The following is a 25,468-nucleotide window of genomic DNA, read 5'->3' on the forward strand; positions in this document are numbered from 1 at the left end:
ACTATTCCTCTTTTCTTAGCTTAACTTGTGGTCAAGGCCACGATTGTCATTATCTAAGTAGCCGTCGACTTTATCATTGAAACCAAAGACACGACGTTTACCACCCATATCGATCAAAGACACAGTCCGTTTTTCACCAGGTTCAAAACGAACAGCTGTCCCAGCCGGGATGTCAAGGCGCTTACCCCATGCCTTGTCGCGATCAAATTGTAGACCACGTTCATTAGCTTCATAGAAGTGGAAGTGAGAACCGACTTGCACAGCACGGTCACCAATATTTTTTACTTCAACTTTGATCGCATCGTAGCCTTCGTTACATAATACGGGTTCGTCAGCTAATTTATATTCTCCTGGAACCATTTGAATTTCTGCTATATAAATGTGACTAAGTATCGTCAACTATAAAGAAGACGATATTTAAGAAAGAAATATAGTTTTTCCTTTCATAAATTTAGGCATTTGCCTTAAGTATCGTATGCTCATCAGTTGCACATTTTAACTTTCTAACTGATAGATCCAATTATTGGATCGGATCGTGGATCGTAACTAATTTTGTTCCGTCAGTGAAGGTCGCTTCAACTTGGATCATTGGGATCATCTCAGGAACACCTTCCATGACATCTTCACGAGTCAAAACTTGACGACCTTCATCCATCAATTGAGAAACCGTCTTGCCCGCACGAGCACCTTCTAACACAAAACTTGTGATCAAAGCCACACTTTCAGGATGGTTCAATTTGATCCCGTTATTCTTTCTGTTTTGAGCGATCATGCCAGCTAAACTGATGATCATCTTTTCACGTTCACGCTCTGTTAATTGCATATTTAAAACTCCTTTCTGCTACAGTTTATTTAGGCCAAACGCCAGTCAACATCATAAAGCCTGGGATCCAGGCTGTGATGATCCCTTCTAAAACGCCTAACCAACCGACAAAATTGCCGAGATTTTTCTTCATAACTGTTTCGATAAAACCTGTCAACCAAAGGATGCCCCATAGCCACCAGATGATACCATACCAGGCGTTACCGCCGTAACCTTGGAAACATAACAATCCTGCTGGGATCGAGTTGATAGCTACAAATAAGCTATACCAGCCATATAAACGTTGATCGAGCTCATAGATCGTATTTATTGCCGTATAAAGGTATGTAAATGCGAACAAAAGTCCTGTTGCGCTTGCGTAATACCAGCTAGGATCTGCATTTTTAGCCACACCGATCGAGATCGCGATGATATTTAAGATCAAACCTAATCCACCAGTAAAGATGTTCATCACAACGACCGATTTGTCATTGATTTTTGTTAGTCGGCAAAGCCCATTACTCATCAAGACCATGCCAACATAAAGTAAGATCACGCCTAACACTTAGTTTTCACCTCCCTTCAAGTCGACAACTAGAAGAAGCTATTTTTCGTCGTAAGCTGTCTCTTCAAGTAAGGTCTTATCCAAACCTTCTTCGATCTGTTTTTGAGTTGGTTTGATATTTGTAAGTGCACCTAAGATCTTGAGTAAGACGTATGTCAAGATAAAGGCATAGATCGCAACTAACACGACCCCACCAACTTGAACGAGCAATTGGTGAGCACTAGCTCCGACACCATTGACTGTCTTATCAGCCAAAAGTCCGATCAAGATCGTTCCGGTAAAGCCACCGACACCATGAACGCCCCAAACATCTAAAGCATCATCCCAACCTTGTTTTTCGCGGAAACCAACGGCTAAATTACAGATCACACCAGCAACGATCCCAACAATGATCGCAGAACTTGGTGCAATATAACCGGCACAAGGTGTGATCGTGGCTAGACCAGCAACTGAACCAGTCATAACATCGACAAAGTTGATCTTGCCACGTAAAACTTTAGCCATGATCAACCAAGCGATCATCCCAGTTGCAAGCCCGATCAAAGTATTCGTAAAGGCCTTTGTAGCTAAAGCACCAGCCGAAAGAGCTCCACCTGAGTTGAAACCAAACCAGCCAAACCAAAGAAGTCCTGTCCCGATCGCAGCTGCCATCAAGTTATTTGGATGCATTCCTTGTTTAGCGACTTTTCGTTTTCCTAAAACAAAAATACTTGCTAAAGCGGCAAAACCGGCTGTCGTATGGATGACAGTCCCACCAGCAAAGTCAACAAAGCCCCATTTTGAGAGGAAGCCTTCGCCCCAGACCCAGTGACAAACTGGGATATAAACTAAAAGCGTCCAAAAGATCAACAATAAAATGTAACCTTTAAGATTTAAACGTTCTGCAAAAGCCCCAGTCATCAAAGGTACTGTGATCACACAAAACATCAATTGGAATAAAAAGAAAAGTGCAAATGGGATCGAAGCTGCATGAACTGCATTTGGAACAAGCCCCACGTGTGCTAAACCAAAGTAATCAGTAAAGTTTCCGATCACCCCATGGATATCTTTCCCAAATGCAAGGCCAAAGCCACCATACATCCAGATCAAAGTCACGATCCCCATCGAGATGAATGACTCCATCATAATAAATAAGATACTGCGCTTCCGAGCTAGACCCCCATAAAAGAAGGCAAGGCCTGGTGTCATCAAGCAGACCATCGCAGTACAAAGCATCATAAAGGCAGTATCGCCACTATTAATTGCCATATGTAGTCCCTCCAAAATTTTTTCAGGTAAAAATCCTTCGCATTTAAATCTACTCTTATTTTTAGAATGAAATCTTTTAACTTTTTAATTCAAATAAAAAAAAGGCGTTTCCGCCTACTGTTAACGTCTAAATATCGTTAAAATATTTGTACTTCTCTATTTTGTAACGGCTTTTTTGAGCTTTGAACGTTTACTTTATCGCTCAAAATCGTAAAAATAACACAAAATTATGTTTTAAAGTAATATATAACGGACTTTTAAAAGCAAGATTCACCCTTATAATTTCCTTGTATCTTAAATCTATTAAATAGGTTATGCGCAGGGAACAAAATATTTGAACAAATTTAGTCAAAAGCACTACTTTCAGGGGAGGATAAAGTTAATGAGCAAAGACGCTTTGTTCGAGTTGCACTTACACAGGACCACATTTTACATAGTAAAAGTTAGTTTTATCGTATAGAGCACATTTTGTATCAGTCTTTTTAGTGATTTTAGATACCGCAATTTTTAGAAAAGAGGTTTTATCATGCATATTCCTGATAATTATTTGAGTCCTGCCACATGCGGGGTCTTATTTGTTGCTGCAACACCTGTTGTAGCGATCTCACTTTCCAAAACTAAACAACAGTTGACCAAGAATCGCGAATTAGCACCAATGCTTGGGATCTGTGCTTCGCTTTCATTTTTAGTCATGATGTTCAATGTCCCGATCCCTGGCGGAACAACAGCCCATGCAGTCGGCGCAACGCTACTTGCGATCCTAGTCGGTCCGTATGCCGCGTGTGTCGCCGTCACCGTCGCGTTACTACTTCAAGCTTTTCTTTTTGGTGATGGTGGTCTTTTAGCTCTTGGCGCAAATATCTTTAACATGGCATGTGTCATGCCTTTTGTTGGCTATTGGATCTATGCTGCACTCAAAAAGCATGGTCATGATCGTTTAGGAGTGGTCTTAGGCTCTTATTTAGGGATCAACGCTGCCGCCTTTTTAGCTGGGGTCGAACTTGGGATCCAACCGATCATTGCAGTCTCGGCTAACGGACAACCACTATATAACCCATATCCATTGAGCATCGCAGTTCCTGCGATGATGTTTGCTCATTTAGTCGTTGCTGGGGTCGTTGAAGCATTCTTTACTTACGTCGTTTACGCCTTTGTCAAAAAAGTCGCTCCAGCTGAGATCTACGCCCCAAGTCGCGCAACTTCAGCACAAGCAGCTAAGATGAAAACTGGATTCAAATATTTCTATTGGTTGATCGGGGCAATGATCGTCTTGAGTCCCCTCGGTCTTTTAGCTAGTGGTACTGCTTGGGGCGAATGGGATACAAGTGAATTATTAGCCAAAATGCACGCTGAACACTTAGGAAATACTTTACCGCATGGTATGGCACACGGGATGAGCTTCAATGCAGCCTTCGGTGGTTATACTGTGCCAGGAACAGCATTACCTTTAGGTTATATTTTAAGTGCAGTCACTGCAGTTTTAGTTTTCTTGATCATCGGGAAGATCTTGATGGCTCTTGGTACAAAACATGAACAACTCAACTGATCCAAAGTTGCCAACTTGGCTGACTACAAAAAATGATACCCATTTAGACTTTAAGAAAAAACATGATTTTGTTGGAGTCAATATTTCTTCGATCGGTAAACTGCTCCACTTTTTGACAAATGTTACGCCAGTCTACCATGTAGACTCCTCGCCGTGGTTTCGCGTTTGTTCGCTCTTACTGACGACCTTGCTCGTCTTACTGTCGCAAAATGTGATCTTCTTGTGGGCAGTCTCACTGATCATTTTAGGTCAGATCGCTTTTTTCCCGGGCAATGCGATCTTAGCGATCCTTAAAAAGTATTTCAAACTCATACTTTTTACTTTGATCTTTATTTTACCTAGTCTGCTTCTGAGCCATAAAGCAGATCTTGCTCTCTTTTTGATGCGGATCGGGACTTTGCTCCTTGCTTTAGCTTATTTTTCAGGTACCACGTCATGGCAACAATTTATTTTAGCGTTAAAACAACTTCACTTTCCAAGCGTTTTGATCTTAACGCTTGATATCACTGTAAAATATTGCTATTTAGCAGGGATCTATCTGCAAGAATCACTGTATAGCATCCGCTTTAAAACTCTAGGTCAAAAAGCTTCACTTCATTTGCTCGGTAATTTGATCGGTGAACTATACTTATCGCTCAAACAACGGATGAATGATCTTTACCAAGCAATGGTCTTGCGCGGTTACAAACTTTCAAATACAAATAAAATGCGTCCTCGCTTTCAAAAACACGATCTCATCCCAGGCCTGATCTTACTTGCGATCTGTGCTTTGTTTATCGTCATGCGGGGCTAGTAAAAGGTGAGAAAATTTTATGATCAAATTAAGTAATGCCGTCTTTGACTACGACGGACATGTCGCTTTAGATAAAGTTTCTTTAGATGTTTTTCCAAATGAGACTTTAGTCATCATGGGACCAAACGGCTCAGGGAAATCGACTCTTTTAAAGATCTTGACTGGCTTTTTTCCACTTCATGCTGGAGAATACTACTTCAATGATCTAAAGATCGATGAAGCTTTCTTAAAAGACCCTAGTCAAGCAGCTAAACTTTACGAAAAAGTCGGTTTTGTTTTTCAAGATAGTGACGTCCAACTTTTTAATATGAGCGTTGCCGAAGAACTAGCTTTTGGTCCACGACAACTAGGTCTAAGCCCTGCTGAAGTCGACCAACGCGTAAATGACTGTTTAAAATTACTTTCGATCGAACATTTAGCTGAACGTGTCCCGTATCATCTTTCTGGTGGCGAGAAGAAATTGGTCGCGATCGGGAGTGTTTTGACGATGAATCCTGAGGTCTTTGTTTTAGATGAACCGTTCAATGGTCTTTCGCCACACTATCGCACTTTGATCGTCGAGCTTTTAGATAAACTCCACCAAAGTGGGAAGACGATCATCATGTCAAGTCATCATTTTGGTCAGATCAAAGATATCTGCGATCGCGTCATCTTATTTTCTGAAAAACATCGGATCGAACGGATCATGCCTAAAGATCAGATCTTGGCTGACCCAGTTGAATTGAAACACTTAAGTGTCCTCTAAACCAAAAGAAGCCCCCTTTCGGGAGGCTTCTTTTGGTTTAGTAAACTTTATTGTTCAACAGCTTCTTTAGCTAATAATAAGCACCCTGTGATCCCTGCATCGTCTCCTAATTGAACATGGACGATGTAGTCATCGAGGTCTGGCGTGCTAACATAATCTTTCATCTGTTCTGCAAAAGAACGACGGATCATTGGGAAGAGTTGCTCTTGTTTAGAAACACCACCACCAAAAATGATCTTTTCAGGTGATAAGATCAAAGTTAGATCAACACATGCTTGAGCTAAGTAGTAAGCTACGATCTCCCAAGCTTCATCATCTTTAGGAATATCATAAGCTTTAATACCACCTTGGCGCGCTTCGATCGCTGGACCAGCCGCTAACCCTTCCAAACAATCTTGATGGAAAGGACAATGTCCGGCATATTGATCTTTTGGATGGCGCCGCATCACGATATGACCGATCTCTGGATGTTGGTAACCTTCGATCACTTTGCCATTGATCACAACACCGCCACCGATCCCAGTGCCGACTGTCAAATAAACACAGCTATCTTTGCCGTAAGCTGCACCTTTTTTTAATTCACCGTAAGCCGCACCATTAACATCAGTCGTCCAAGCGTACGCCACATCAAAGCGTTTTTTCATTTCACCTAAGAAATCGTAGTTTTTCCAACCTGGTTTAGGGGTATTAGTGATATAACCATATGTCTCTGACTTACGATTAACATCGATCGGACCAAAGGAGGCGATCCCGATCGCAACTAGCTCAGTTTGATATTTTTCAAAAAATTTAAAGACATTTGCCATCGTTTCAGCTGGTACAGTCGTCTTGATCGAAACGCGTTCGATAACTTTTAGATCTTCATCTGCGACCGCACAAACGAATTTTGTTCCACCAGCTTCGATCGCACCATATAATTTACTCACCATTAATCACTCCTGCTAAAATAGTAATCGTTTTCTTAATAATTATATTAGCGCAAAGTAAGCGTTTTGAAAAGTAAAAAATCAAAAATATGTTAAACGTTTAACATTTTTTCTTTCAACTCGCTCAACTAGTATTTTACTTTAAAATTTGTTAAAATCATCTTTGCTTTCTCAAATTAAATAAGGGTCGCAAAATCGCCGGGTTTTGCCAAAAAATAACGCTAGCCGATCTTCTGACAGGCGATCATGATTGATAGAGGAAGATCAAACATTGGAGGTATTTTTTTGCAAACACTCAGTATCAAACGTGAAGTCGGGCAATACATCGTGCGAAATATTTTTGCTTCTTTAGGTCTTTCCTTATATGTTTTAGTTGATACGATCTTCATTGCGGCTGCAGGCGGTTCACTTGGCTTAGCGGCATTGAATATCGTATTACCGTTGTTCAATCTCTTCAATTCCCTAGGGCTTTTGTTTGGGATCGGCGGGTCTACGATCTACTCGATCAATAAGCTCAAAGATCCTAAGCGCGTTGAATCGCTTTTTGGGCAGTTGTTGCTCTTTTGCTTTTGCTTAGGCGCGTTACTTGCACTTCTTTTTAATATATTCCCGACCCAAGTTTTGACACTCTTAGGTGCTAATGCCCAGACGATGAATGTTGCTTTACCATATATGCGCGTGATCGTCTTAGGAGCACCATTTTTTATGTGTAATTATGTTTGTGTCAATTTTATTCGAAATGACGGCAACCCTCAGCTTACGATGTGTGCAACTTTATCTGCTACCGCCGTGGTCGTTATTTTAGATTGGCTTTTGATCTTTGTTTTTGATCTTCATATGCTTGGAGCAGCGATCGCAACACTTTTTTCACCATTGACAAGTTTAGGTGTCTTGACTTTGCATACACGCTTTAAAAAAAGACAGCTTAAACTCAAATGGGCGTTGCCAACTTGGACCAACTTAAAAAAAGCAGCTGCTCTAGGCATACCTTCCTTTTTAACTGAGATGAGCACTGGGATCAGTATCTTTGTTTTCAACTTGGTTTTACTGCAACTAAGTGATAATTATGCTGTTGCTGCTTATGGGGTGATCGCAAATATCGCGGTCGTCGTTTTAGCTCTGTCAAACGGGATCGCACTAGGCGTCCAACCGATCGCTAGTCGCGAGTATGGCAGTCACAATTGGGATCACGTCAAAGAAGCGATCTTTTTAGGTTTAAAAGTTGCTTTAGGTCTTGCTTGTATCCTATATTTTGTCTTAGTCTTTTTCAAATATCCGATCATCAGTGCTTTTGACCATGATCATTCACTTGCTTTGCTCAAGATCGCTACTAACGGGCTGCCCCTTTATTTTCTAAGTGTTTTTTTTGCCAGCCAAAATTTAGTGATCATGTTATCATTAGTAGCGATCGAACGGGCTAAAGCGGCCTTTGTCCTTTCGCTTTTACGAGGTTATTTTATCTTGATCCCAAGTGTGCTCTTGTTTGCACTTCTCTTCGATCTGAACGGAGTCTGGTTGAGTGTGCCGTTCACTGAAGCTTGTGTCTGGGCCCTTGGATCGTATTTCTTATTCAACGCATTAAAAAATAAACAATAGAGGTGTTTTATCTTGAAGATCAAACGTTTTGATCATATCGTTCTCTCCGTTACAAATCTGACAAAAGCTGTCAACTTCTATCACGAAGTCTTTGATCTCCCTGTTTTAGAAGAACTTAGCACTACCGATCGCAAAGTCATGCGCTGTGGGCATCAGCTTCTTTACTTACAACAGCTCGATGCGTTTTCGGAATTGACACCGAAAACACCGACGAGTGGCAGCGCTGATCTTTGTTTAGTCGCAAGTGATCCTTTAGAAAATATTCTCAATCATTTGAAAAGTTACTTTATCGAGATCATTGCTGGACCAAAAGAAGCGGTAGGGGCCAATGGAAAGATGCACGTCATCTACTTGAACGATCCCGACGGAAACTTGATCGAACTTGCAGTTTACTAAATCACAAAAAAGAGGCTCTATACTTTTTGCTGTGTAATGATAATCTGTTCATTACACAGCTTTTTTGATATGGTATGTAAATAAAAATTTTTACACAAAAAAAAGAGCCATAATGGCACCTTTTTCTCTTGTGTATACAACCACGAAAACATCATTAGAAAGTATGGTGACATTATGACTTCTTTAAATTATACTACATATTCTGTTGATTCGATAGTTAAATCTTGTCTTGATATCAGTGATCCTCATCTTCACTTCTCTAATGAACCTTATGATGAAATGATCAATGGTATCTCTTATAAAGTTTTTCAAGCTACTATCAGTTTCTTGCCTCACGAATTAACGAACTTTCGTTGTAATAATTGTGGCTTTACCACTTTTTACCGTAATGGTTACACTCCTAAACGACTCATTCGGATCCCAGCTGTCAACGCCACTCATCAAACTACTATCCAAGCTCGTTCAGCTCGTATCCGTTGTCGCAATTGTAATTCAACTATTTCTGCCAAAACTACGCTCCTACCTCCAAATTGTCAGATCTCTTATTCACTTAGAGCTAAGATTGCCACTAAACTAAGACATGACATTTCCGCTAAAACGATCGCTTATGAAGAAGGTGTTTCTGCTTCAACAGTTAACCGTATGTTATCTCATACTCGTTCTGAATTTCGGAATAACTTCAATTTCTTACCGCTCCATCTTTGCTTTGATGAATTTAGAGGTACTCACAATGGCTATCATTTTATTTGCCTTGATTCGGATAATCATGTTATCCAAACTATCTTACCTAATAGGTTTAAAGATACTATCATCAAGTATTTTATGAAATTCCCGGAATCCGTCAGACAGTTAGTGCGCACCGTCAGTTGTGATCTAAACTCTTACTACGTTGATATTGCTAAAACTCTATTCCCTAATGCTAAGATCATCATTGATCGTTTTCATATAGTTCAAATGCTTAACCAAGCACTTAACTCTATGCGAACTGATTTGATGAATAGCTTTGAACGCAGCTCTAAAAACTACAAACTATTTAAGCGGAATTGGAAATTATTCTTAAAACGCTATGACGACCTAGATTGTACCCATCAATTTTATGAACGTTCACTAAAAATTTGGACTACTTCAGAGCGCTTAGTAAATTTGGGACTTAAAGTTGGTGATCAAACCTTTAATGAAGCTTACTGGGACTATCAACGTTTATTAGAGATCATCGTCGCTCCAACTAAAAACAAAATAGACATCTTTAAACAACGTATTAACGAAGTTCATCAAAAGTACCTTATTAAGCGTACCTTAGCTACTAAATCTGAAAAAGTTCTTTTATCGTTCTTTGACAATTTAGACGCGATCATATCTGCTTTAGATCCAATGTATTCACGTTACACAAACGGTCCTTTGGAAGGGATCAATCGGAAGATCAAACAGATACAACGTACTGCCTATGGATATAGAAACTTTGATCATTTAAAAGCACGCATTTACCTTCAAACCTATCTTGGAAAAGATACAAGAAGTTCCATGAAGATAGCCTAGACCATCTCCATGGAACTTCTAAAAAAATTTAACTTTACACAGTGGTTGACAAAGAGCCAAAAAAGAAGACTATCTGCCAAAAACGCAGATAGTCTTCTTTAGTTTAAGTTTAAGCTTTAGCTTCGCCCCAAGTTACAGTTGCTTCGACTTTAGCTGTCAAAGTTTCACCATACTTAGCTGTTTGATTATCGTTGTAGAAGTTCCAAGCTTTTTGTTCGGCTGTTTTTCCTTCGGCCAACCAGAAAACATAGTGGTAAGCTTCGCCAGTGGCTGTGTAATACGTTTTATTACCTTCAAGTGCCGTTGTGACACCCCCAAGGCCACTTCCGATCTTTTCTAAGTTAGTTTGACCGAGCGCTTGACCTTCTTCACCGCGCAAAAGTGCTTGGGCGCTTTCAGAAAGTGCATTGGAAACTTCATTTGCGCTGACTGTATCTCCAACATTCAAGGCATCTTTTAATTGAACATTATCACTGTTCCAAATTTTATCGACTTTAAAGGCAACACTTGAACTAACTTTTTCAGGTGCTTTTGGCGTTTCATAACCAGTTAAAAAGCCGTTATACATCTTAAGTGATTGTAATGGGTAGCCTAGATCATCGAATAAAGCAACGTTATCCCAAGTCGAACCACCCCAGGTCGGTTTGCCTTCATAGTACATCACACTATCTGGTGCATAGCCAACGGCATGTTTAGAAGCCCAACCAGTTCCGTACTTGTCAGATGCATCTTTGTTGTATTGCCAGTTTTCCCAACCAGCTTTTACTGGGATCCAGGCTGGTTCCCACCAGAAACCACCTAGACCACCTTGAGCTACTAAAGCTTTATACATATCAGACATGGCATCGACTTGGCCTTGTGGATCGTGGCTGTAAGCTTGGATCTCAGAATCAGCTCCGATCGAATTTCCTGTTCCATCAGAATCACGCACATTATTGATCCAACCTGTTTCTAAGACGACAACTTTTTTACCAAATTCGTCTTTAGCTAACATTTGCACACCTTCTAAACTCTTTGGTGTGTTTGCGCCCCAACCCATATTAAAGTCTTTATACCAGCCGTTACCGTCGTGTGTTGACCAGAATGGGTAATAAGATGTCCCTAAAAGATCATAATCAACGTTATTGTTTTTCAAAGCTGTCATGATATTACGGTATTTCGTCACATTTGGTGTTTCTAATTGGATCGCGATCTGCGCATTTGGCAATACTTTACGAACGGCTTGTGAACCCGCATTTAAATATTGTGAGATCAAAGCGGCTTTTTGTTTATTGCCCCAAACATCTAAATAAGATTCACCGCGGTCACGGTTTGAATAGATCCCAAAGACCCCATTTGTGATCTCATTTCCGATCTGGACCATACCAACATCAACGCCAGTGGCTTTAAGATCGCCTAAAACTTTACTTGTGTAATTATAAACGCTCTTAGCTAAAGCATCACCAGATTGATCGACCCAAGCTTTTGGAAGAGGTTGTTTAGCTGGATCAGCCCAGAAATCTGAATAATGGAAATCAAGCAAGACTTTTAAGCCATATTTTGAAGCATCTTTAGCCATTTTGACAACGTTAGCTTCACTACATGCCCCACCAGCATACGTTTCGTTTTCAGCATCGAATGGATCGTTCCAAACACGTAATCTGATCCAGTTGACTCCAGCATCAGCTAAAACTTTATAGATCGGTGCTTCGTTGCCAGCGAAGTCGTAGAATTTCACGCCAGCATCGATCAATGATTGATAACTACCGATATCGACCCCACGGATCATATCTGAAGTCATCCCAGCGATCGGTTCGACTTTAACTGCATCATAACGTAGGCCAGTATCTGTCCCTGTCTTATAAGCCAGATCGATCTGTTCTGTTGTCATTTGGCTCGTAGGTGTGCCTGCAGCTGGTGTCTCTGGTGCAACTGGTGCGCCCCAAGTCAATGTTGCTGAATAGCTGACTTTGATCGGACCACCATAAACAGTATCTTTATTAGCAGCTAAGAAAACAGCTTGCTTGCCGACTGTTTGGCCATCAACTTTATCGTTCAACCAGAAGACATAGTGGTAAACGTTCCCGTCTGTTCCTTCATATGTCTTTTGTCCTTCAAGACCACTTTCATTTCCAGCTAGACTGCTAAAGATCATATTTAAGTTTTGTTCACTGATCTTTTCGCCTTTAGGCCCTGTCAATAAACTTTCTGGGATCTTAAAGCTTCTAAGATCAGCTGTTTCAAGCACACTGCCTGGTGTTAGGCCGTCTTTAGCCGTTATGTTGACCCCTGGTGCCGTATATACATCGCTGACAGTTACAGTCACAGGTGAAGTTGTCGTTTGGACTTGTGAACTAGTATTGTCACCTAAAGTAAAGACGACCACCGCCACGTTCATCCCGTTTTCAGTTTCTTTGACACCTACGCCAAGAGCTGTCTTAGAAAGATCACTTAAAGCTGGATAAGCTTGCATAAAGTCAGCGACGATATTTTGAAGCCCTTTTTCCTTGTCACTTTGCGTATAACTCTTGACCCAAACGACATCAGCCTTACCAGTAAATAAAGCATTATTCTTCAAGTTAGTTTGCACAGCTTCACTTGTAGCGGCTAAATTGCTTCGGGCAACTAATTGTGCCACATCATGTACGCTATAAGCTAAGTAGTTATCATTTTGGTTGTCCCAATCATGATCGATCTTTTGACCAGTTGTTGTTTCGATCTTTTTAGCGATCTCTTGTGCGATCTGTTCCCGATATGCTTGAGTCGTCATTGGTAATAAACGACCTTTAGCATCAAAAGTATAATCTTTGCCATCAATGTTATGGCTTCCTGTATACATCGCACCATCAAACGTATCAAAGTAGTATTTATCATCAGCGATCTCTTGCCAACCATATTGCATTTGACCGTTTGGTGCATAGTAGACCGTCTTATTTTGTTCTGGGATCTTCACAAAACCTGTCTTCATTGCGCCGTCAAACGTATCAAAGTTATACCAATTGTTATTGATCTTTTGTTGGCCATATTGCATCTTAGCTGTCGTAGGACTGTAGTAGACTGTCTTGTTTTGATCTTTGATATTTTGGAAACCAGTTAAAACTTTACCATCATTACTGAAAAGATACCAATCTGCCCCAAGTTTTTGTTGACCAGTAGCTTTCAAAGCACCATCAAACGTATCAAAGTTGCGGGTAACGCCAGCGATCTTTTGTTGACCGTAAAGCATCCAGCCATCTTGGTTATAATAAACGATCTTTTGTTGTTCTGGAATATATTGGTAGCCTCGTTGCATGGCCCCATTTTGGGCAAATAAGTACCAATGTCCGTTGATCTTTTGTTGACCTGTCTTCATTGCCCCGTTGAAGGTATCGAAGTAACGTGTGGCATTATTGACCCATTGCCAACCATAAAGCATCCAACCGTCTTGATTATAGTAGACCGTTTTATTTTGTTCTTTGATCGTTTGGAGTCCCCGTTGCATAGCTCCGTTTTGATCAAATAAGTACCAATGACCATTGATCAAACGTTGCCCTGTTGTCATCGCACCGTTGAAAGTATCAAAATAACGTGTGGCATTATCGATCCAGTGCCAGCCGTATTGCATTTGACCGTTAGCTGCGTAATAGACTGTCTTATTTTGTTCTGGGATCTTTACAAAGCCAGTCTTCATCGCGCCGTCAAATGTATCAAAGTTATACCAATTGTTATTGATCTTTTGTTGCCCATATTGCATTTGACCGTTTGGTGCATAGTAGACTGTTTTATTTTGTTCAGGGATCTTCACAAAACCTGTCTTCATCGCGCCGTCAAACGTATCAAAGCTATACCAATTGTTATTGATCTTTTGTTGCCCATATTGCATCTTAGCTGTCGTAGGACTGTAGTAGACTGTCTTGTTTTGATCTTTGATATTTTGGAAACCAGTTAAAACTTTACCGTTGTTATCAAATAAGTACCAATTGTTGGCGATCTTTTGTTGACCTTTACCAACAAAGGCGCCAGTGACTTCGTTTGTTTGGTAAGTTTGCCCTGCGATCGTAACTGTCCCATGTTGCATTTGACCTTTTTCATTGTAGTAAACTAACTTATCTTGGTCTTTGATATATTGAACTCCAGTTTGCATCGCACCATCGAACGTATCAAATAAGTACCAGTCACCATTGATCTTTTGTTGACCGTATTGCATTTGATGATCAGTCGGATCGTAATAGACGACCTTATTTTGCTCTGCGATCGTTTGGAACCCAGTCATGTAGTTTCCAGCGGTATCTTTTAAATACCAATTTCCGTTTTCTTTGACTTGAGTATAAGTTGGGGCTTCTTTAACTGGTGTAGTTGCATTTGTTGACGCAACGTCTTTTGTTTTTTGCGCTGTATCAGGCGTTTTTGTTTCTTCTGCTTGAATTGTAGCAGCAGGTGCCGCTACTGAAGTTGTTTGTGTTGGCGCCGTTTTTTCTGTTTGAGTTGTTTCACTTGCTGTTGTAGCTGACGCTTGCAGTTCATTTGTTTGAGCCTCAGTCGTTACTTCTTGTGGTGTTGCTTTTACATCTGTAGCAGCTACTGTTTGAGCCTCTTTTGTAGCCTCAGTCGTTGTTGCATCTGGTTTGGCAGTTTGTGTCGCAGTTTGCGTTGAAGCCGTTTGACTGACTGCTGTCGTTGCTTCGGCTTGTGTCGTCTCATCAGCTGAAACAGTCGTTGTCATCACTGTTCCAAGGGCAAAAGTCGTGATCGCTGCAAAGACCCACTTCTTACCAGCTTTATACATTTTGTAGTGAACTTTTCTTTCAAACATTATCTCTTTCGCTACTTTTTTATTAAAGTAGCTTTCTGACCTCTTTTCTTCTAAATTATTTCATTGCACCGGTGACTGGATCAAAGTAATACTTTTTCCCAGCAATGGTCTGTTCGCCATAAAGCATTTGACCATTTACATCGTAGTAAACTGTTTTATTTTGTTCTGGAATTTTCACAAAACCTGTCTTCATCGCACCATCAAATGTATCAAAGTTGTACCAATGGCCGTTGATCTTTTGTTGACCGTATTGCATTTGGCCATTGCCACTATAGTAAACTGTTTTATTTTGTTCTGGAATTTTCACAAAACCTGTCTTCATCGCACCATCAAATGTATCAAAGTTGTACCAATGGCCGTTGATCTTTTGTTGACCGTATTGCATTTGACCGTTTGGTGCATAGTAGACTGTTTTATTTTGCTCTGGGATCTTCACAAAGCCAGTCTTCATCTTACCGTCAAACGTATCAAAGTTATACCAACTGTTATTGATCTTTTGTTGACCATATTGCATCTTAGCTGTTGTAGGACTGTAGTAGACTGTCTTGTTTTGTTCTTTGATATTTTGGGAACCAGTTAAAACTTTACCGTTGTTATCAAATAAGTACCAATTGTTGGCGATCTTTTGTTGACCTTTACCAACAAAGGCGCCAGTGATTTCATTTGTTTGGTAAGTTTGCCCTGCGATCGTAACTGTCCCATGCTGCATTTGACCTTTTTCGTTGTAGTAAACTAACTTATCTTGGTCTTTGATATATTGGACTCCTGTTTGCATCGCACCATCGAACGTATCAAATAAGTACCAGTCACCATTGAGCTTTTGTTGACCGTATTGCATTTGTCCATTGCCATTATAGTAGACTGTCTTATTTTGCTCTGGAATTTTCACAAAACCGGTCTTCATCGCACCGTCAAATGTATCAAAGTTGTACCAATGACCATTGATCTTTTGTTGGCCATATTGCATTTGTCCATTGCCATTATAGTAGACTGTCTTATTTTGCTCTGGAATTTTCACAAAACCGGTCTTCATCGCACCGTCAAACGTATCAAAGTTGTACCAATGACCATTGATCTTTTGTTGACCGTATTGCATCCAGCCATCTTGGTTATAGTAGACTGTTTTATTTTGCTCTGGGATTCGCACAAAACCGGTCTTCATCGCACCATCAAACGTATCAAAGTTATACCAATTACCATTGATCTTTTGTTGACCGTATTGCATCCAACCTTCTTGGTTATAGTAGACTGTTTTATTTTGTTCTGGGATATATTGAAGACCACGTTGCATCTCACCGTTGTCGTTGAATAAATACCAGTGACCATTGATCTTTTGTTGACCTACAGCCATTTTCCCGTCAAATGTATCAAAATAATGTGTTGTATTACCGATCCATTGCCAACCGTAGACCATTTGCCCTTTATCATTGTAGTAGACGGTCTTATTTTGTTCTGGGATCTTCACAAAGCCAGTCTTCACCGCACCCGTTGTAGCGTCAAAATTGTACCAGTAGCCTGCGATCTTTTGTTGACCGTATTGCATCTGACCATTTGTTGCATAATAAACAGTCTTGTTTTGTTCTGGGATCTTCACAAAGCCAGTCTTCATCGCACCCGTTGTGGTGTCAAAATTGTACCAATGACCATCGATCTCTTGTTGACCATATTGCATCTGACCATTTGGAGCATAGTAATGCGTCATGTCATCTACTTTTTGGAGACCTGTCAAATACTCGCCTGTCTCGTCATCAACTAAATACCAATGTCCGTCTTTATTGACTTGAGAAGCAGTGTTAGCTGTCTTAGAACCTAACAATAGACCGTTGAAATCAGTCGAAAGATCGAGCGTCCCCATCGCTTCACGCCCTGGAATATATGCTGTCGAAGAAAATTGCCAAGCACCATAACCTTCGGCACGCCATTTCTTTTCGTAATAACCATCACGCACAGGTTCATATGGGTATTGAGCTAACCACGTTTTATCTTTGCCAACGGTGTTGATCGCAGCATCACGATAGAGGTAGCTACCAGATGTATATACCCCGTGGTTCTTATAACCAGCTTCGGCTAAAGCACTCCAAAAATGATTTAGATTATCAGCAATATTGACACTATATGTGCTTTCATCTTCCATATCAGCAAAAATAAGTGTATCTTTAGCTAGATCTAATTTTTGTAAAGTCGTTGCCATATGTTGTCCTTCGGCATAACCACTTGAGGCATTATCAAAGGTCGCATAGTGGTAAACAGAAATGTTGAGCCCAGCTTCACGCGCCTCATGGATCTGCTTTTGGGCTGCTGGATTGACATAACTTGTCCCTTCAGTCGTCTTGACGATGACAGAACTTACGCCAAGCTCTTTTAATTTATTAAAATCATCTTGTGTCATCCATGATTGATAAGAAGCGACATCAACTGCGTCACCTTTTACATATTGTGGATCCCCGATCGGAAAATGTGCAGGTGTGTCAGTCGCACGTGTAGTCGCTTTTGAAGTCTCTGCTGTTTGCGTAGCTTCAGCAGTCGCAACAGTTGTTACTTCAGCTGTTTTATTATCTGCTGCGCTATCTTGTGAAGCTGTTGTCTCAGCCTTAGTATCTGCTGGTGCTTGTGTGCCCGCGTTTTTTTGCGCGTCTAAATTTTGCTGTGCATCTACCACAGTCGTTTGTTCTTTATTTTCATTTGAGACAGTAGCAGTCGCTTCTGTTTGAGGTGTCGCAGTCGTTTCTGCTTCTGTTTGTTCTGCTGTAGTTGTAACGTTATCTGCTGTTGCCTTTTGTTGACCGCTTTGCGTTGTTAAAAGATCGCTTGCAACTTGTTGGCTATTTGGTTCAGCCGTTACTTGTTGTTGAACTTGGGTTTGTTTCGCAACTTGATCGGCTTTAACGCTTTGTTCAGTATACATTCCAGCCGAAAATGCCATCACAGTCAAACTTGAAGCAACGAGTAACTCTTTTTTATGTAATTTTTTATATTCAAAAAGAGCCTTCTTTTTACGTCTATAATCCATACTTAGCTAGATCCTTTCTCTTAAACAAAATTTAATATTCAAGCGTATTTACGTGGCTATTATAACATTTTCTTAATATTTTATGTAGAGATAATTCTAGAATTGCATTTTCAAGGTTTTCTTTCTATACTATAGTCTTGGTGGTTCGTGACCATCCCACCGTAATAAAAAACTAGGAGAGATTTTTTTATGTCAAATACTGCAACTAAGACGCTCGAATTAGCTAAAGTCGGCGTCGTCGCCGCTTTATACGTCGCTTTTACTTTGATCAACCCTTTGAGTTTTGGAGCTGTCCAACTGCGCTTTTCTGAACTATTTAATAATTTTTCTGTTTTCAATAAGCGCTATATTTGGGCAGTAACTCTTGGCTGTGCGATCGCTAATCTATTTTCGCCTTTAGGGATCGTTGATGTGATCTTTGGTTCTTTGGGAACTTTAGTCATGACATCTTTAAGTTACTTTGTAACGCGTAAAATGACCTCAGTTCCGAAAAAATTGATCTGTTGTGTTTTGATCTGTACGTTGATGTCTTGGAGCGTTGCTTTAGAATTATACTTTGTCAGCGGTCTACCATTTTGGGCAACATACCTCTCAGTTGGGGCCGGCGAATTTATCTCGATGGCTCTTGGAGCAGTTGTCGTTTATCTTCTGAATAAGACTGTTGACCTGACAAAATAATGAGGTGAAAAAATGACTTTTGAAGAGATCTTACCTGCTTTAAAAGCTGGAAAAAAAGCTGTTCGGACCAAAGGTTGGGGCGCAAGTGAAGAATATATTTTTGTCGTCTCCGATGACACTCTAGCTGGTGAAAAGATCAATCCATATTTGATGATCCGCACACAAGAAGAACCAGCACTTTCTCAATTTATGCCAACTTCGTGTGATGTTTTAGCCGATGATTGGGAGCTTGTCGACTGATGAGCCAATACCAGGAATTTTCAACAAAAGTCGTTGGCGGAACTGGTGTCGCTTCTGGGATCGGGTTAGCACAAGCAGAAGCTTTTTTACAAAATGGAGCAACTTTCTTTGGAGCTGATCTCCAAGAGACAAAAGAGCTTAAAGCTTTGCAACAAAGCTACCCTGATACTTTTCATTTTTTCAAATGCGATGTCCGTAAAAGAGATGAACTTCAGGCTTTTGCCAAAAAAGTTTTGCAACAAGCTGGTCAGATCGACATCTTGCTCAATACGGCTGGGATCTTGGATGCTTACCGTCCGACTCTTGAAACAAGTGAAGAACTCTGGGATGATATTTTCAACACAAATCTAAAGAGTATCTTTTTACTAACAAATGAATTCTTACCCACGATGCTGGCGCAAAAAAGAGGTACGATCATCAATATGGCTTCGATCGCAGGTCTCGTTGCTGGTGGTGGGGGGGCAGCTTATACCGCTAGTAAACATGCGATCATTGGTTATACAAAACAACTTGATCTAGATTATGCACCAGTGATCCGGGCTAACTGCCTTGCCCCAGGTGCGATCAAAACGCCGATGAATCAGGCCGATTTTTTAGGGGAAGCTTTGATGGCTAAAGAAGTCGCCCAAGAAACTCCTGCCAAACGTTGGGCCCAGCCAGAAGAAGTCGCTCAGGCAACTTTATTTTTAGCCAGTCAAGCAGCAGACTACATTCACGGTGTTACTTTACCGCTTGATGGTGGTTGGCTTGAAAAATAAAAACTAAAGAAGCTACGCAACTAGTTATAAAAACTAATTGCGTAGCTTCTTTTTAAGCATAGATCCAACTGATCAACAAACTTTTTTCACCCGTATGGACTCGGATCGAAGGCTTAAGTCGCGCTACAGTAAACGTTGCAGTCGGTAAGTCTTGTTTGAAACGCTCGAGCCATTTATCGGCTAATTCACTTGAACCGACATCATACATCAACATCAACTGAAGCTCAGTCGGATCAGCTTGAGCGATCTGTTCTAAAACTTTTTGGTAAACTTTTTTCATGCGCATCCCTGTGTCTAACACGGCAAGCTTCCCATCGTCAGTAAATTCAAGTAATGTTTTCAAATGCAAAAGTGCATTTGAAAAAGCAGGCGTTCCGTTGGATACGTAACCTGTCTTTTTTAAATTTTTGATGTTATCGATCACGATCGTTTGTGTTTTAGCTCTTAGCTCTTCTAAAGCTAAGATGATCTGAGCTGGACTTTTTTCTAACAGTGCTAATTTTGCCGCATAGCGGACCATTTGCGCTTGTGCTGCTCCAGTTGTATGTGAATCAAAGATCTTCACTTCCAAAGCCCGTTCTTTTAAGGCTGCATAAGAGCGCAAGTTGTCGTCTAACCCAGTGATCCCATTTGAAAGATGGATGCAGATCACTGTCTCATAACCAGCTTGGGCCAACTCTTGCATCGCCTCTGCGATCAACTCTAAAGAGACTGGCGCAATATTGATACTTTCTTTTGTTTGCTCAGCTAAGCTAAAAAGCTCTTCATCTGCTAGATCTTGGCCTTCAAAATATGTTTTTTGTCCGATCAAAAGTGGTAACGCTAAAAGTTTGACTCCGAGTTTTTTAGCCTCGGCTGGGGTCAACCCAGTCGAACTATCAGTCAAAATTGCTGTTCTCATTTGTCACATACCTATCTTTAAACTATTTTCGCAGACTAAAAAAGCCTAACTAACTCATTCTAACATATCTCTTTGACCCTGTTACAGCGCTAATGTCCATAACGTCAAAGGAAGTGTTTTTTCAGCTAAAACAGTCGTCGTCTCTTGCTTAGGTAAAAAACCTTGGCATCTCAAAAAGTGCTTGGCATTTTCATCTGTGCTCAAGCTTGAAGCAAGCATCGTTGTATAACCTTCACGCTTTAAACAACTTCTTAAAACTTGCATGACTTTGGTAGCTTTACCTTGACCTAAATGCTTTTTAGCGCCGATCACGAGACCTAAAAAAGCACTTTGTGTTTTAGGATAGTCCAAAACAAGGTCGACGATCAAGACCAATTCGTCTGCTTCATAAAAACCTAAATAAAATTTTTGTTCGGGAAAAACACCCGCAGGTAAAGTCGTCAGATCGGCTAAAACATCTGCTTTTGTTAATTCATGCGCTAAAAACTGAGCGTGATAAGCTGGATGCTCTTTTTGCAGAGCATAGATCTCTTCTAACTCAGCCTGCGTAAGTAACTTGACTTGATATGGTGTCAATAACTCTAAACGTTTGAGTAACATCTTTTATTCCTTTAATTTCTAAACTTGTGAACGATCAAAGTCACGATCACTGAGCCTAAGACAACGATCCCAAATGCAGCGGCTGGGATCTCGATATCGATCATCGGGATCGTTAAAAAGAGTTTGATCGCGATCAGGCCGATCAAGAAATAAGCCATCACCTCAAGCTCTGGGACAAGATCGATCAGACGCATGATGATCTCAGCGATCCCCCGCATACATAAGATCCCGATCAAGCCCCCGATCAAAACGATCACTGGATTAGGTGAGATCGCTAATGAAGCTAAGATCGAATCGACTGAAAAGACGATATCCATCAATTCGATCGAGATCACGACTGACCAAAAAAGGGGTAATAATGGCTTGCGCTTTCTTGCATTTTTGCGTTTGACTCGTTCGGGGTATTTCATTTGATAAAAATGATTCAACGATAAATACATCAAATAGCCTGCACCTAAAACTTTGATCTCCCAAAAGTTGATCAAATATGAACCAACTCCGATCAAAAGAAAGCGGAAAAGATAGGCACCCCAAAGACCATAAAATAAAGATTTTTCTTGTTGTTTCTTATCTGGGAGCTTTTGCGTTTGAGCTGCTAAAACGATCGCATTATCGACTGACAAGAGACATTCGATCAAGACTAAAGAAAAGATGATCATCCAATCTTCCCCAGATTCGATCACAGTTTTCCAGTTTTCTAGATCAAAAAAAGGACTATATAATTTAACTAAAATATCCACTATTTTTCTTCACTTTCTATGCTAGATTTTATCCCCCGTCTATCCTACCATACCACCCCAGATTTTGGGATATCTAAAGCTCTTTTTTTAAAATATCTAAAAAAGGGGCTGGGAAAAAACTCAGTTCTAATAAAGAAAGAGGCTCACGTCGAATTTTTTTCAACGTGAGCCTTTTCATATGATCGATCTCTTGCTAATATTAAGTTGACCAAAACCAATAAAGGAGAGACCTACCATGTATAAAAATTATAACACATCTGAGCTGGAATTAGATATCACTTATTCAATGAAATTACCTGATGATCATATTGCTGTTTTGATCAGTCGCTTTGTTGATTCGATCCCCCAAGATATTCTTTTAGAGGACACTTCACATACCGGTCGTCCAGCTTTTCATCCAGCTATGCTTTTAAAAATGACTTTATTTGCTTATCTTGAATCCGTCTTTTCTGGTAGAAAGATCGCTAAATTGAATCAATACTATCTTCCAATGATGTGGTTAAGTGGAAATACTTCTGTTAGTTATAAGACTATCAATAACTTTCGGTCAAGTGATCATGCTAAAAAGATCATCGAAAAAACCTTTGTGCTGTTTACTTTGCTTCTATCTAAAAATGGTATGTTAGATGCCGATGAAGCTTTATTTATTGATGGTACTAAATTAGAAGCTGATGCTAATCGCTATAGTTTTACCTGGAAAAATGCTTCTGATAAGTTTGAAAAGTCGCTTGATGAAAGAGTAGCTAAGACCTATGACGAGCTGATCCAACACCAAGTTGATATCGCTATTTCAAAAGATATGCTGGGGTCCAGTGATGCGATAAAGGAGCTTATTAAGGGGACCGATCTTAAATTAGATGCGATTGAAGAAGATATCGCTACTGAACCTAAAGTCATAAAAGGTGGTTCAAAAAATAAGCGAGCTCGTCGAAGACTAAAAAGCATCAAACGCAAACTCCAAACTGATCTTCTGCCAAGAAAAGAAAGATACGAACGTAATAGGAAGATCTTTCAGGGACGAAATAGCTTCTCAAAAACAGATAATGACGCTACTTTTATGCGTTTAAAGGAAGATCATATGAAAAATGGGCAACTAAAGCCTGCTTACAATTTACAGATCGCGACTAGCGGTCGCTTTGTCCTACATTATGATATATTTCCTAACCCAACGGACACACGGACATTAGTGCCATTTTTAAAATCTTTTACTAACTTAGAACTATTCAAATATATAGTGGCGGACGCTGGATATGGGAATGAAGCTAACTATCAGGCTGTTACTGATATGTTTGAAAAGATCCCATTGATGCCCTATCCAATGTATCAAAAAGAACAGAGTCGTAAATACAAAAAAGATCCACGCAATATCAAAAATTGGACATATCATGCAGAAGATGATTATTATATAGATCCTGACGGTGTAGTATTTAAGTTTCAAAGATACAGTTCAAGTGTGGACAAATATGGATTCAAAAGAAACTTTAAAGTTTATGTAGCTGATATTTTCCAGGCTACTAAAGAACTTGAAAACTTAGCTAAGACGCCTAAAGGCTATCAGCGAACTAAAGCCATAAATTATAACTGGGAATTTTTTAAAAATAGTGCCACAGAAGACCTTTCAAGTGAAAAGGGTTCAAAGATCTACGCGAGAAGACGTACAGATGTTGAAACCATTTTCGGAGATATGAAGGGTAATTTTGGCGTACGCCGAGTACATGTTAGAGGAGAGAAAGCAGTTCGAAATGAGATCGGACTGATACTTTTGACGATCAATATATCAAAATTATGGCACCTATTCAAAGAAATAGGGGGAGGATTTTTGAAAAAACGATCCGAAAACAAGCATAAAAGAAAAATACCTGATCAAATTTCTCAAAAACGAGATTTGATCAGGTATTTTTAGTTCAGGCTAGTAGTTTTTTCCCAGCCCCTTCTTGACTAAACCGTTGTTTGCCGATCGTACTTGAGTCCGATCCCGGTGATCCCGCTTAAGATCGAAAAGAGTGGACACAAAAGGCTAAAGAAAGTAAATGGTAAAAAGGCCAAAACTGGGATGCCTAAAGTCGAAGCTGCAAAAGATCCAGCTACGCCCCACGGGATCAAGTAGTTGATCACGCTTCCCCCGTCTTCTAGAACGCGGCTCAAACTCAACGGATCAAGTTTCAAACGTTCAAAACTCGTCTTGAACGCCCGCCCTGGTAAAATGACAGAAAGATATTGTTCACCAACAAAGAGATTGATCGCGATCCCAGAGAAGATCGTTACAGTAACTAATTTTCCTGGCGTGTTCAATTTCTTAGCCAAAGGATCCATCGCAGCCGCAACGATCCCAAACTTCATCAAAAGTCCACCAAGTGCTAAGGTCATGATGATCAACGAAACGGTTCCCATCATGTTACCGATCCCGCCACGAGTCAATAAAGCATTGACATCTTGATTATTAGTTTGAGCAACAAAACCTTGTTCCACTAAAGTTGCAAACTTTTTGATCGTGTAATGTGGATCGTTGATAAAGATCATTGCCGTTGAAACAAAGATGTTGATAAATAAAGTTGGGATCGCTGGGATCTTGCACCAAGCACAGACAAACATCAAAATGATCGGCAAGCTAGCCCACCAATTGATCGTAAAAGTCTGTTCTAAAACTTTGATCGTTGTTTCAACTTTTGTCATATCTGGTGTTTTACTTGCATGACCTAAAGCTAGAAAACCTAGAAACGAAAGGACAAAGGCTGGGACCGTGGTCCACATCATGTTTTTGATGTGGGCAAATAACTCAGAACCCGCAACAGCTGAAGCTAAGTTAGTCGAATCAGACAAAGGGGACATCTTATCACCAAAGATCGCTCCTGATAAGATCGCTCCTGCAACTAAGGCTGGGTCTAAGCCCATCGTAAGCCCCATCCCTAAGATCGCGATCCCGACAGTTGAGATCGTTGTAAAACCACTACCGATCGAAAGACCTACAAGTCCACAAACGATAAACGCCGATGGTACAAAGAACTTGACGCTCAAGCTATTGAACCCAAAGACCATCAACGCTGGAATGATCCCTGCCTTGATCCAAACAGCGATCAAAGTCCCGATCAATAAAAAGATAAAGATCGGAATGATCGCCGTTGTGATCCCCTCGGTAATCCCTTGATGGATCTCCTCAAAACTTGCTTTTTTTAAACGTGCCCAACCGATCAACAAGGCGATCACAAATAACACCGGAACTTGAGGCGAGAGCCCAAAGCCGATCACCCCTGTTCCTAGAAAAACTAACATCAATAACAATAAAATAATTGCTTCATTAAAACTAACTTTTTTCATTTCAGTTCCCTCCGTCTATATTTTTTGGCCAGCTGTTTTTTAGCTTGCGATAACGCAGTAAGCCCCCACATTTTTTCATCTTTTAGCCCCCTTGAAAATAAAAAAAGCCGTCCCTAAATAAAAGGGACGACTAAATAAACCGTGGTACCACCCAGCTTAAGCAAGCATCTGAAAAGCTCACTTCACTTTCGCCGGTCAGATAACGGTCCGGTCTTTCCGTTCAGAATCTCGTCGTATATATTTGGTCCAGATCACCCTGACCAGCTCGCATCGACCGCCGGCTTTCTGACTCCCAGATGATT

General features: G+C 40.4%; 21 protein-coding genes and 1 riboswitch. Of the genes, 10 read left to right on the top strand and 11 right to left on the bottom strand.

The annotated features are described in order from the left end of the window. Positions 1-15: 15 nt before the first annotated feature. The 4 genes from QFX10_RS02895 to QFX10_RS02910 form a co-directional block, all read right to left on the bottom strand. Positions 16-360 (bottom strand): urease subunit beta, encoded by a 345-nt coding sequence (locus QFX10_RS02895; protein ID WP_280606724.1) that lies wholly within the window; start codon positions 358-360, stop codon positions 16-18. A 160-nt stretch (positions 361-520) separates the two neighbouring features. Beyond that, positions 521-823, bottom strand: a complete 303-nt coding sequence (locus QFX10_RS02900) for an urease subunit gamma (protein WP_280606725.1) — start codon at positions 821-823, stop codon at positions 521-523. Positions 824-848: 25 nt separating this feature from the next. Continuing rightward, on the bottom strand, positions 849-1,367 hold the full coding sequence (locus QFX10_RS02905) for an AmiS/UreI family transporter (RefSeq protein ID WP_280606726.1): 519 nt from the start codon (positions 1,365-1,367) through the stop codon (positions 849-851). 39 nt (positions 1,368-1,406) lie between these two features. Further along, positions 1,407-2,615, bottom strand: a complete 1,209-nt coding sequence (locus QFX10_RS02910; RefSeq protein ID WP_280606727.1) for an ammonium transporter — start codon at positions 2,613-2,615, stop codon at positions 1,407-1,409. Between the two features lie 526 nt (positions 2,616-3,141). Between QFX10_RS02910 and cbiM the strand changes: the two genes are divergently transcribed. Genes cbiM through QFX10_RS02925 form a run of 3 tightly spaced genes read left to right on the top strand, consistent with a single transcriptional unit; the run spans position 3,142 to position 5,699 of the window. Then, positions 3,142-4,161 carry a cobalt transporter CbiM gene (gene cbiM, locus QFX10_RS02915; protein WP_280606728.1) on the top strand — a complete coding sequence of 340 codons (1,020 nt, stop codon included), beginning with the start codon at positions 3,142-3,144 and terminating at the stop codon, positions 4,159-4,161. Beyond that, a complete protein-coding gene (locus QFX10_RS02920) occupies positions 4,133-4,954 on the top strand; it encodes an energy-coupling factor transporter transmembrane component T family protein (RefSeq protein ID WP_280606729.1) in 822 nt (273 codons plus the stop codon). Before cbiM ends, QFX10_RS02920 begins: the two co-directional genes overlap by 29 nt. 19 nt (positions 4,955-4,973) lie before the next feature. Continuing rightward, positions 4,974-5,699: an energy-coupling factor ABC transporter ATP-binding protein gene (locus QFX10_RS02925; RefSeq protein ID WP_280606730.1), complete on the top strand. Its 726-nt coding sequence runs from the start codon at positions 4,974-4,976 to the stop codon at positions 5,697-5,699. Positions 5,700-5,746: 47 nt separating this feature from the next. On the opposite strand, the gene QFX10_RS02930 is transcribed toward QFX10_RS02925, so the two are convergent. After that, the gene (locus QFX10_RS02930; RefSeq protein WP_280607221.1) at positions 5,747-6,625 is read right to left on the bottom strand and encodes an ROK family protein; all 879 of its coding nucleotides are present in this window, start codon (positions 6,623-6,625) and stop codon (positions 5,747-5,749) included. Between the two features lie 285 nt (positions 6,626-6,910). Here QFX10_RS02930 and QFX10_RS02935 point away from each other — a divergent pair, with 285 nt between their 5' ends. The 3 genes from QFX10_RS02935 to QFX10_RS02945 all read left to right on the top strand — a co-directional run bounded on the left by QFX10_RS02935 (position 6,911) and on the right by QFX10_RS02945 (position 10,153). Beyond that, a complete protein-coding gene (locus QFX10_RS02935; RefSeq protein ID WP_280606731.1) occupies positions 6,911-8,221 on the top strand; it encodes an MATE family efflux transporter in 1,311 nt (436 codons plus the stop codon). Between the two features lie 12 nt (positions 8,222-8,233). Continuing rightward, positions 8,234-8,617, top strand: a complete 384-nt coding sequence (locus QFX10_RS02940; RefSeq protein WP_280606732.1) for a VOC family protein — start codon at positions 8,234-8,236, stop codon at positions 8,615-8,617. Positions 8,618-8,791: 174 nt separating this feature from the next. Then, the gene (locus QFX10_RS02945) at positions 8,792-10,153 is read left to right on the top strand and encodes an ISL3 family transposase (protein ID WP_280606733.1); all 1,362 of its coding nucleotides are present in this window, start codon (positions 8,792-8,794) and stop codon (positions 10,151-10,153) included. Positions 10,154-10,262: 109 nt separating this feature from the next. Here the strand turns inward: QFX10_RS02945 and QFX10_RS02950 are convergent, their stop codons facing one another. Both QFX10_RS02950 and QFX10_RS02955 read right to left on the bottom strand, forming a co-directional pair. Next, entirely contained in the window at positions 10,263-14,924 is a 4,662-nt protein-coding gene (locus QFX10_RS02950; protein WP_280606734.1) for a glycosyl hydrolase 53 family protein, read from the bottom strand. A 55-nt stretch (positions 14,925-14,979) separates the two neighbouring features. Beyond that, on the bottom strand, positions 14,980-17,934 hold the full coding sequence (locus QFX10_RS02955; protein ID WP_280606735.1) for a GH25 family lysozyme: 2,955 nt from the start codon (positions 17,932-17,934) through the stop codon (positions 14,980-14,982). 134 nt (positions 17,935-18,068) lie between these two features. After that, positions 18,069-18,116: riboswitch (PreQ1 riboswitch) on the top strand. A gap of 7 nt (positions 18,117-18,123) precedes the next feature. Here QFX10_RS02955 and QFX10_RS02960 point away from each other — a divergent pair. From QFX10_RS02960 to QFX10_RS02970, 3 genes are read left to right on the top strand one after another with little or no spacing between them, the layout of a single operon-like run. Next, positions 18,124-18,612, top strand: a complete 489-nt coding sequence (locus tag QFX10_RS02960) for a QueT transporter family protein (RefSeq protein WP_280606736.1) — start codon at positions 18,124-18,126, stop codon at positions 18,610-18,612. 12 nt (positions 18,613-18,624) lie between these two features. Further along, on the top strand, positions 18,625-18,852 hold the full coding sequence (locus QFX10_RS02965; protein ID WP_280606737.1) for a DUF2829 domain-containing protein: 228 nt from the start codon (positions 18,625-18,627) through the stop codon (positions 18,850-18,852). Further along, positions 18,852-19,610 carry a 3-oxoacyl-ACP reductase gene (locus tag QFX10_RS02970; protein ID WP_280606738.1) on the top strand — a complete coding sequence of 253 codons (759 nt, stop codon included), beginning with the start codon at positions 18,852-18,854 and terminating at the stop codon, positions 19,608-19,610. Before QFX10_RS02965 ends, QFX10_RS02970 begins: the two co-directional genes overlap by 1 nt. A 52-nt stretch (positions 19,611-19,662) precedes the next feature. On the opposite strand, the gene QFX10_RS02975 is transcribed toward QFX10_RS02970, so the two are convergent. The 3 genes from QFX10_RS02975 to QFX10_RS02985 form a co-directional block, all read right to left on the bottom strand. Beyond that, on the bottom strand, positions 19,663-20,511 hold the full coding sequence (locus QFX10_RS02975; RefSeq protein WP_280606739.1) for a DegV family protein: 849 nt from the start codon (positions 20,509-20,511) through the stop codon (positions 19,663-19,665). Positions 20,512-20,592: 81 nt separating this feature from the next. After that, positions 20,593-21,111, bottom strand: coding sequence for a GNAT family protein (locus tag QFX10_RS02980; RefSeq protein ID WP_280606740.1), 519 nt, complete (start codon positions 21,109-21,111; stop codon positions 20,593-20,595). A gap of 11 nt (positions 21,112-21,122) precedes the next feature. After that, positions 21,123-21,851 (bottom strand): TerC family protein, encoded by a 729-nt coding sequence (locus tag QFX10_RS02985; protein ID WP_280606741.1) that lies wholly within the window; start codon positions 21,849-21,851, stop codon positions 21,123-21,125. A gap of 235 nt (positions 21,852-22,086) precedes the next feature. On the opposite strand from QFX10_RS02985, the gene QFX10_RS02990 reads away from it, so the two are divergent. Further along, positions 22,087-23,754, top strand: a complete 1,668-nt coding sequence (locus QFX10_RS02990) for an IS1182 family transposase (RefSeq protein ID WP_280605715.1) — start codon at positions 22,087-22,089, stop codon at positions 23,752-23,754. Between the two features lie 35 nt (positions 23,755-23,789). Here QFX10_RS02990 and nhaC read toward each other — a convergent pair whose 3' ends face one another. Continuing rightward, on the bottom strand, positions 23,790-25,166 hold the full coding sequence (gene nhaC / locus QFX10_RS02995) for a Na+/H+ antiporter NhaC (protein ID WP_280606742.1): 1,377 nt from the start codon (positions 25,164-25,166) through the stop codon (positions 23,790-23,792). Between the last annotated feature and the right edge of the window lie 302 nt (positions 25,167-25,468).

Origin of the sequence: Ligilactobacillus faecis (assembly GCF_029889745.1) — a bacterium.
GTDB classification, from domain to species: domain Bacteria; phylum Bacillota; class Bacilli; order Lactobacillales; family Lactobacillaceae; genus Ligilactobacillus; species Ligilactobacillus faecis.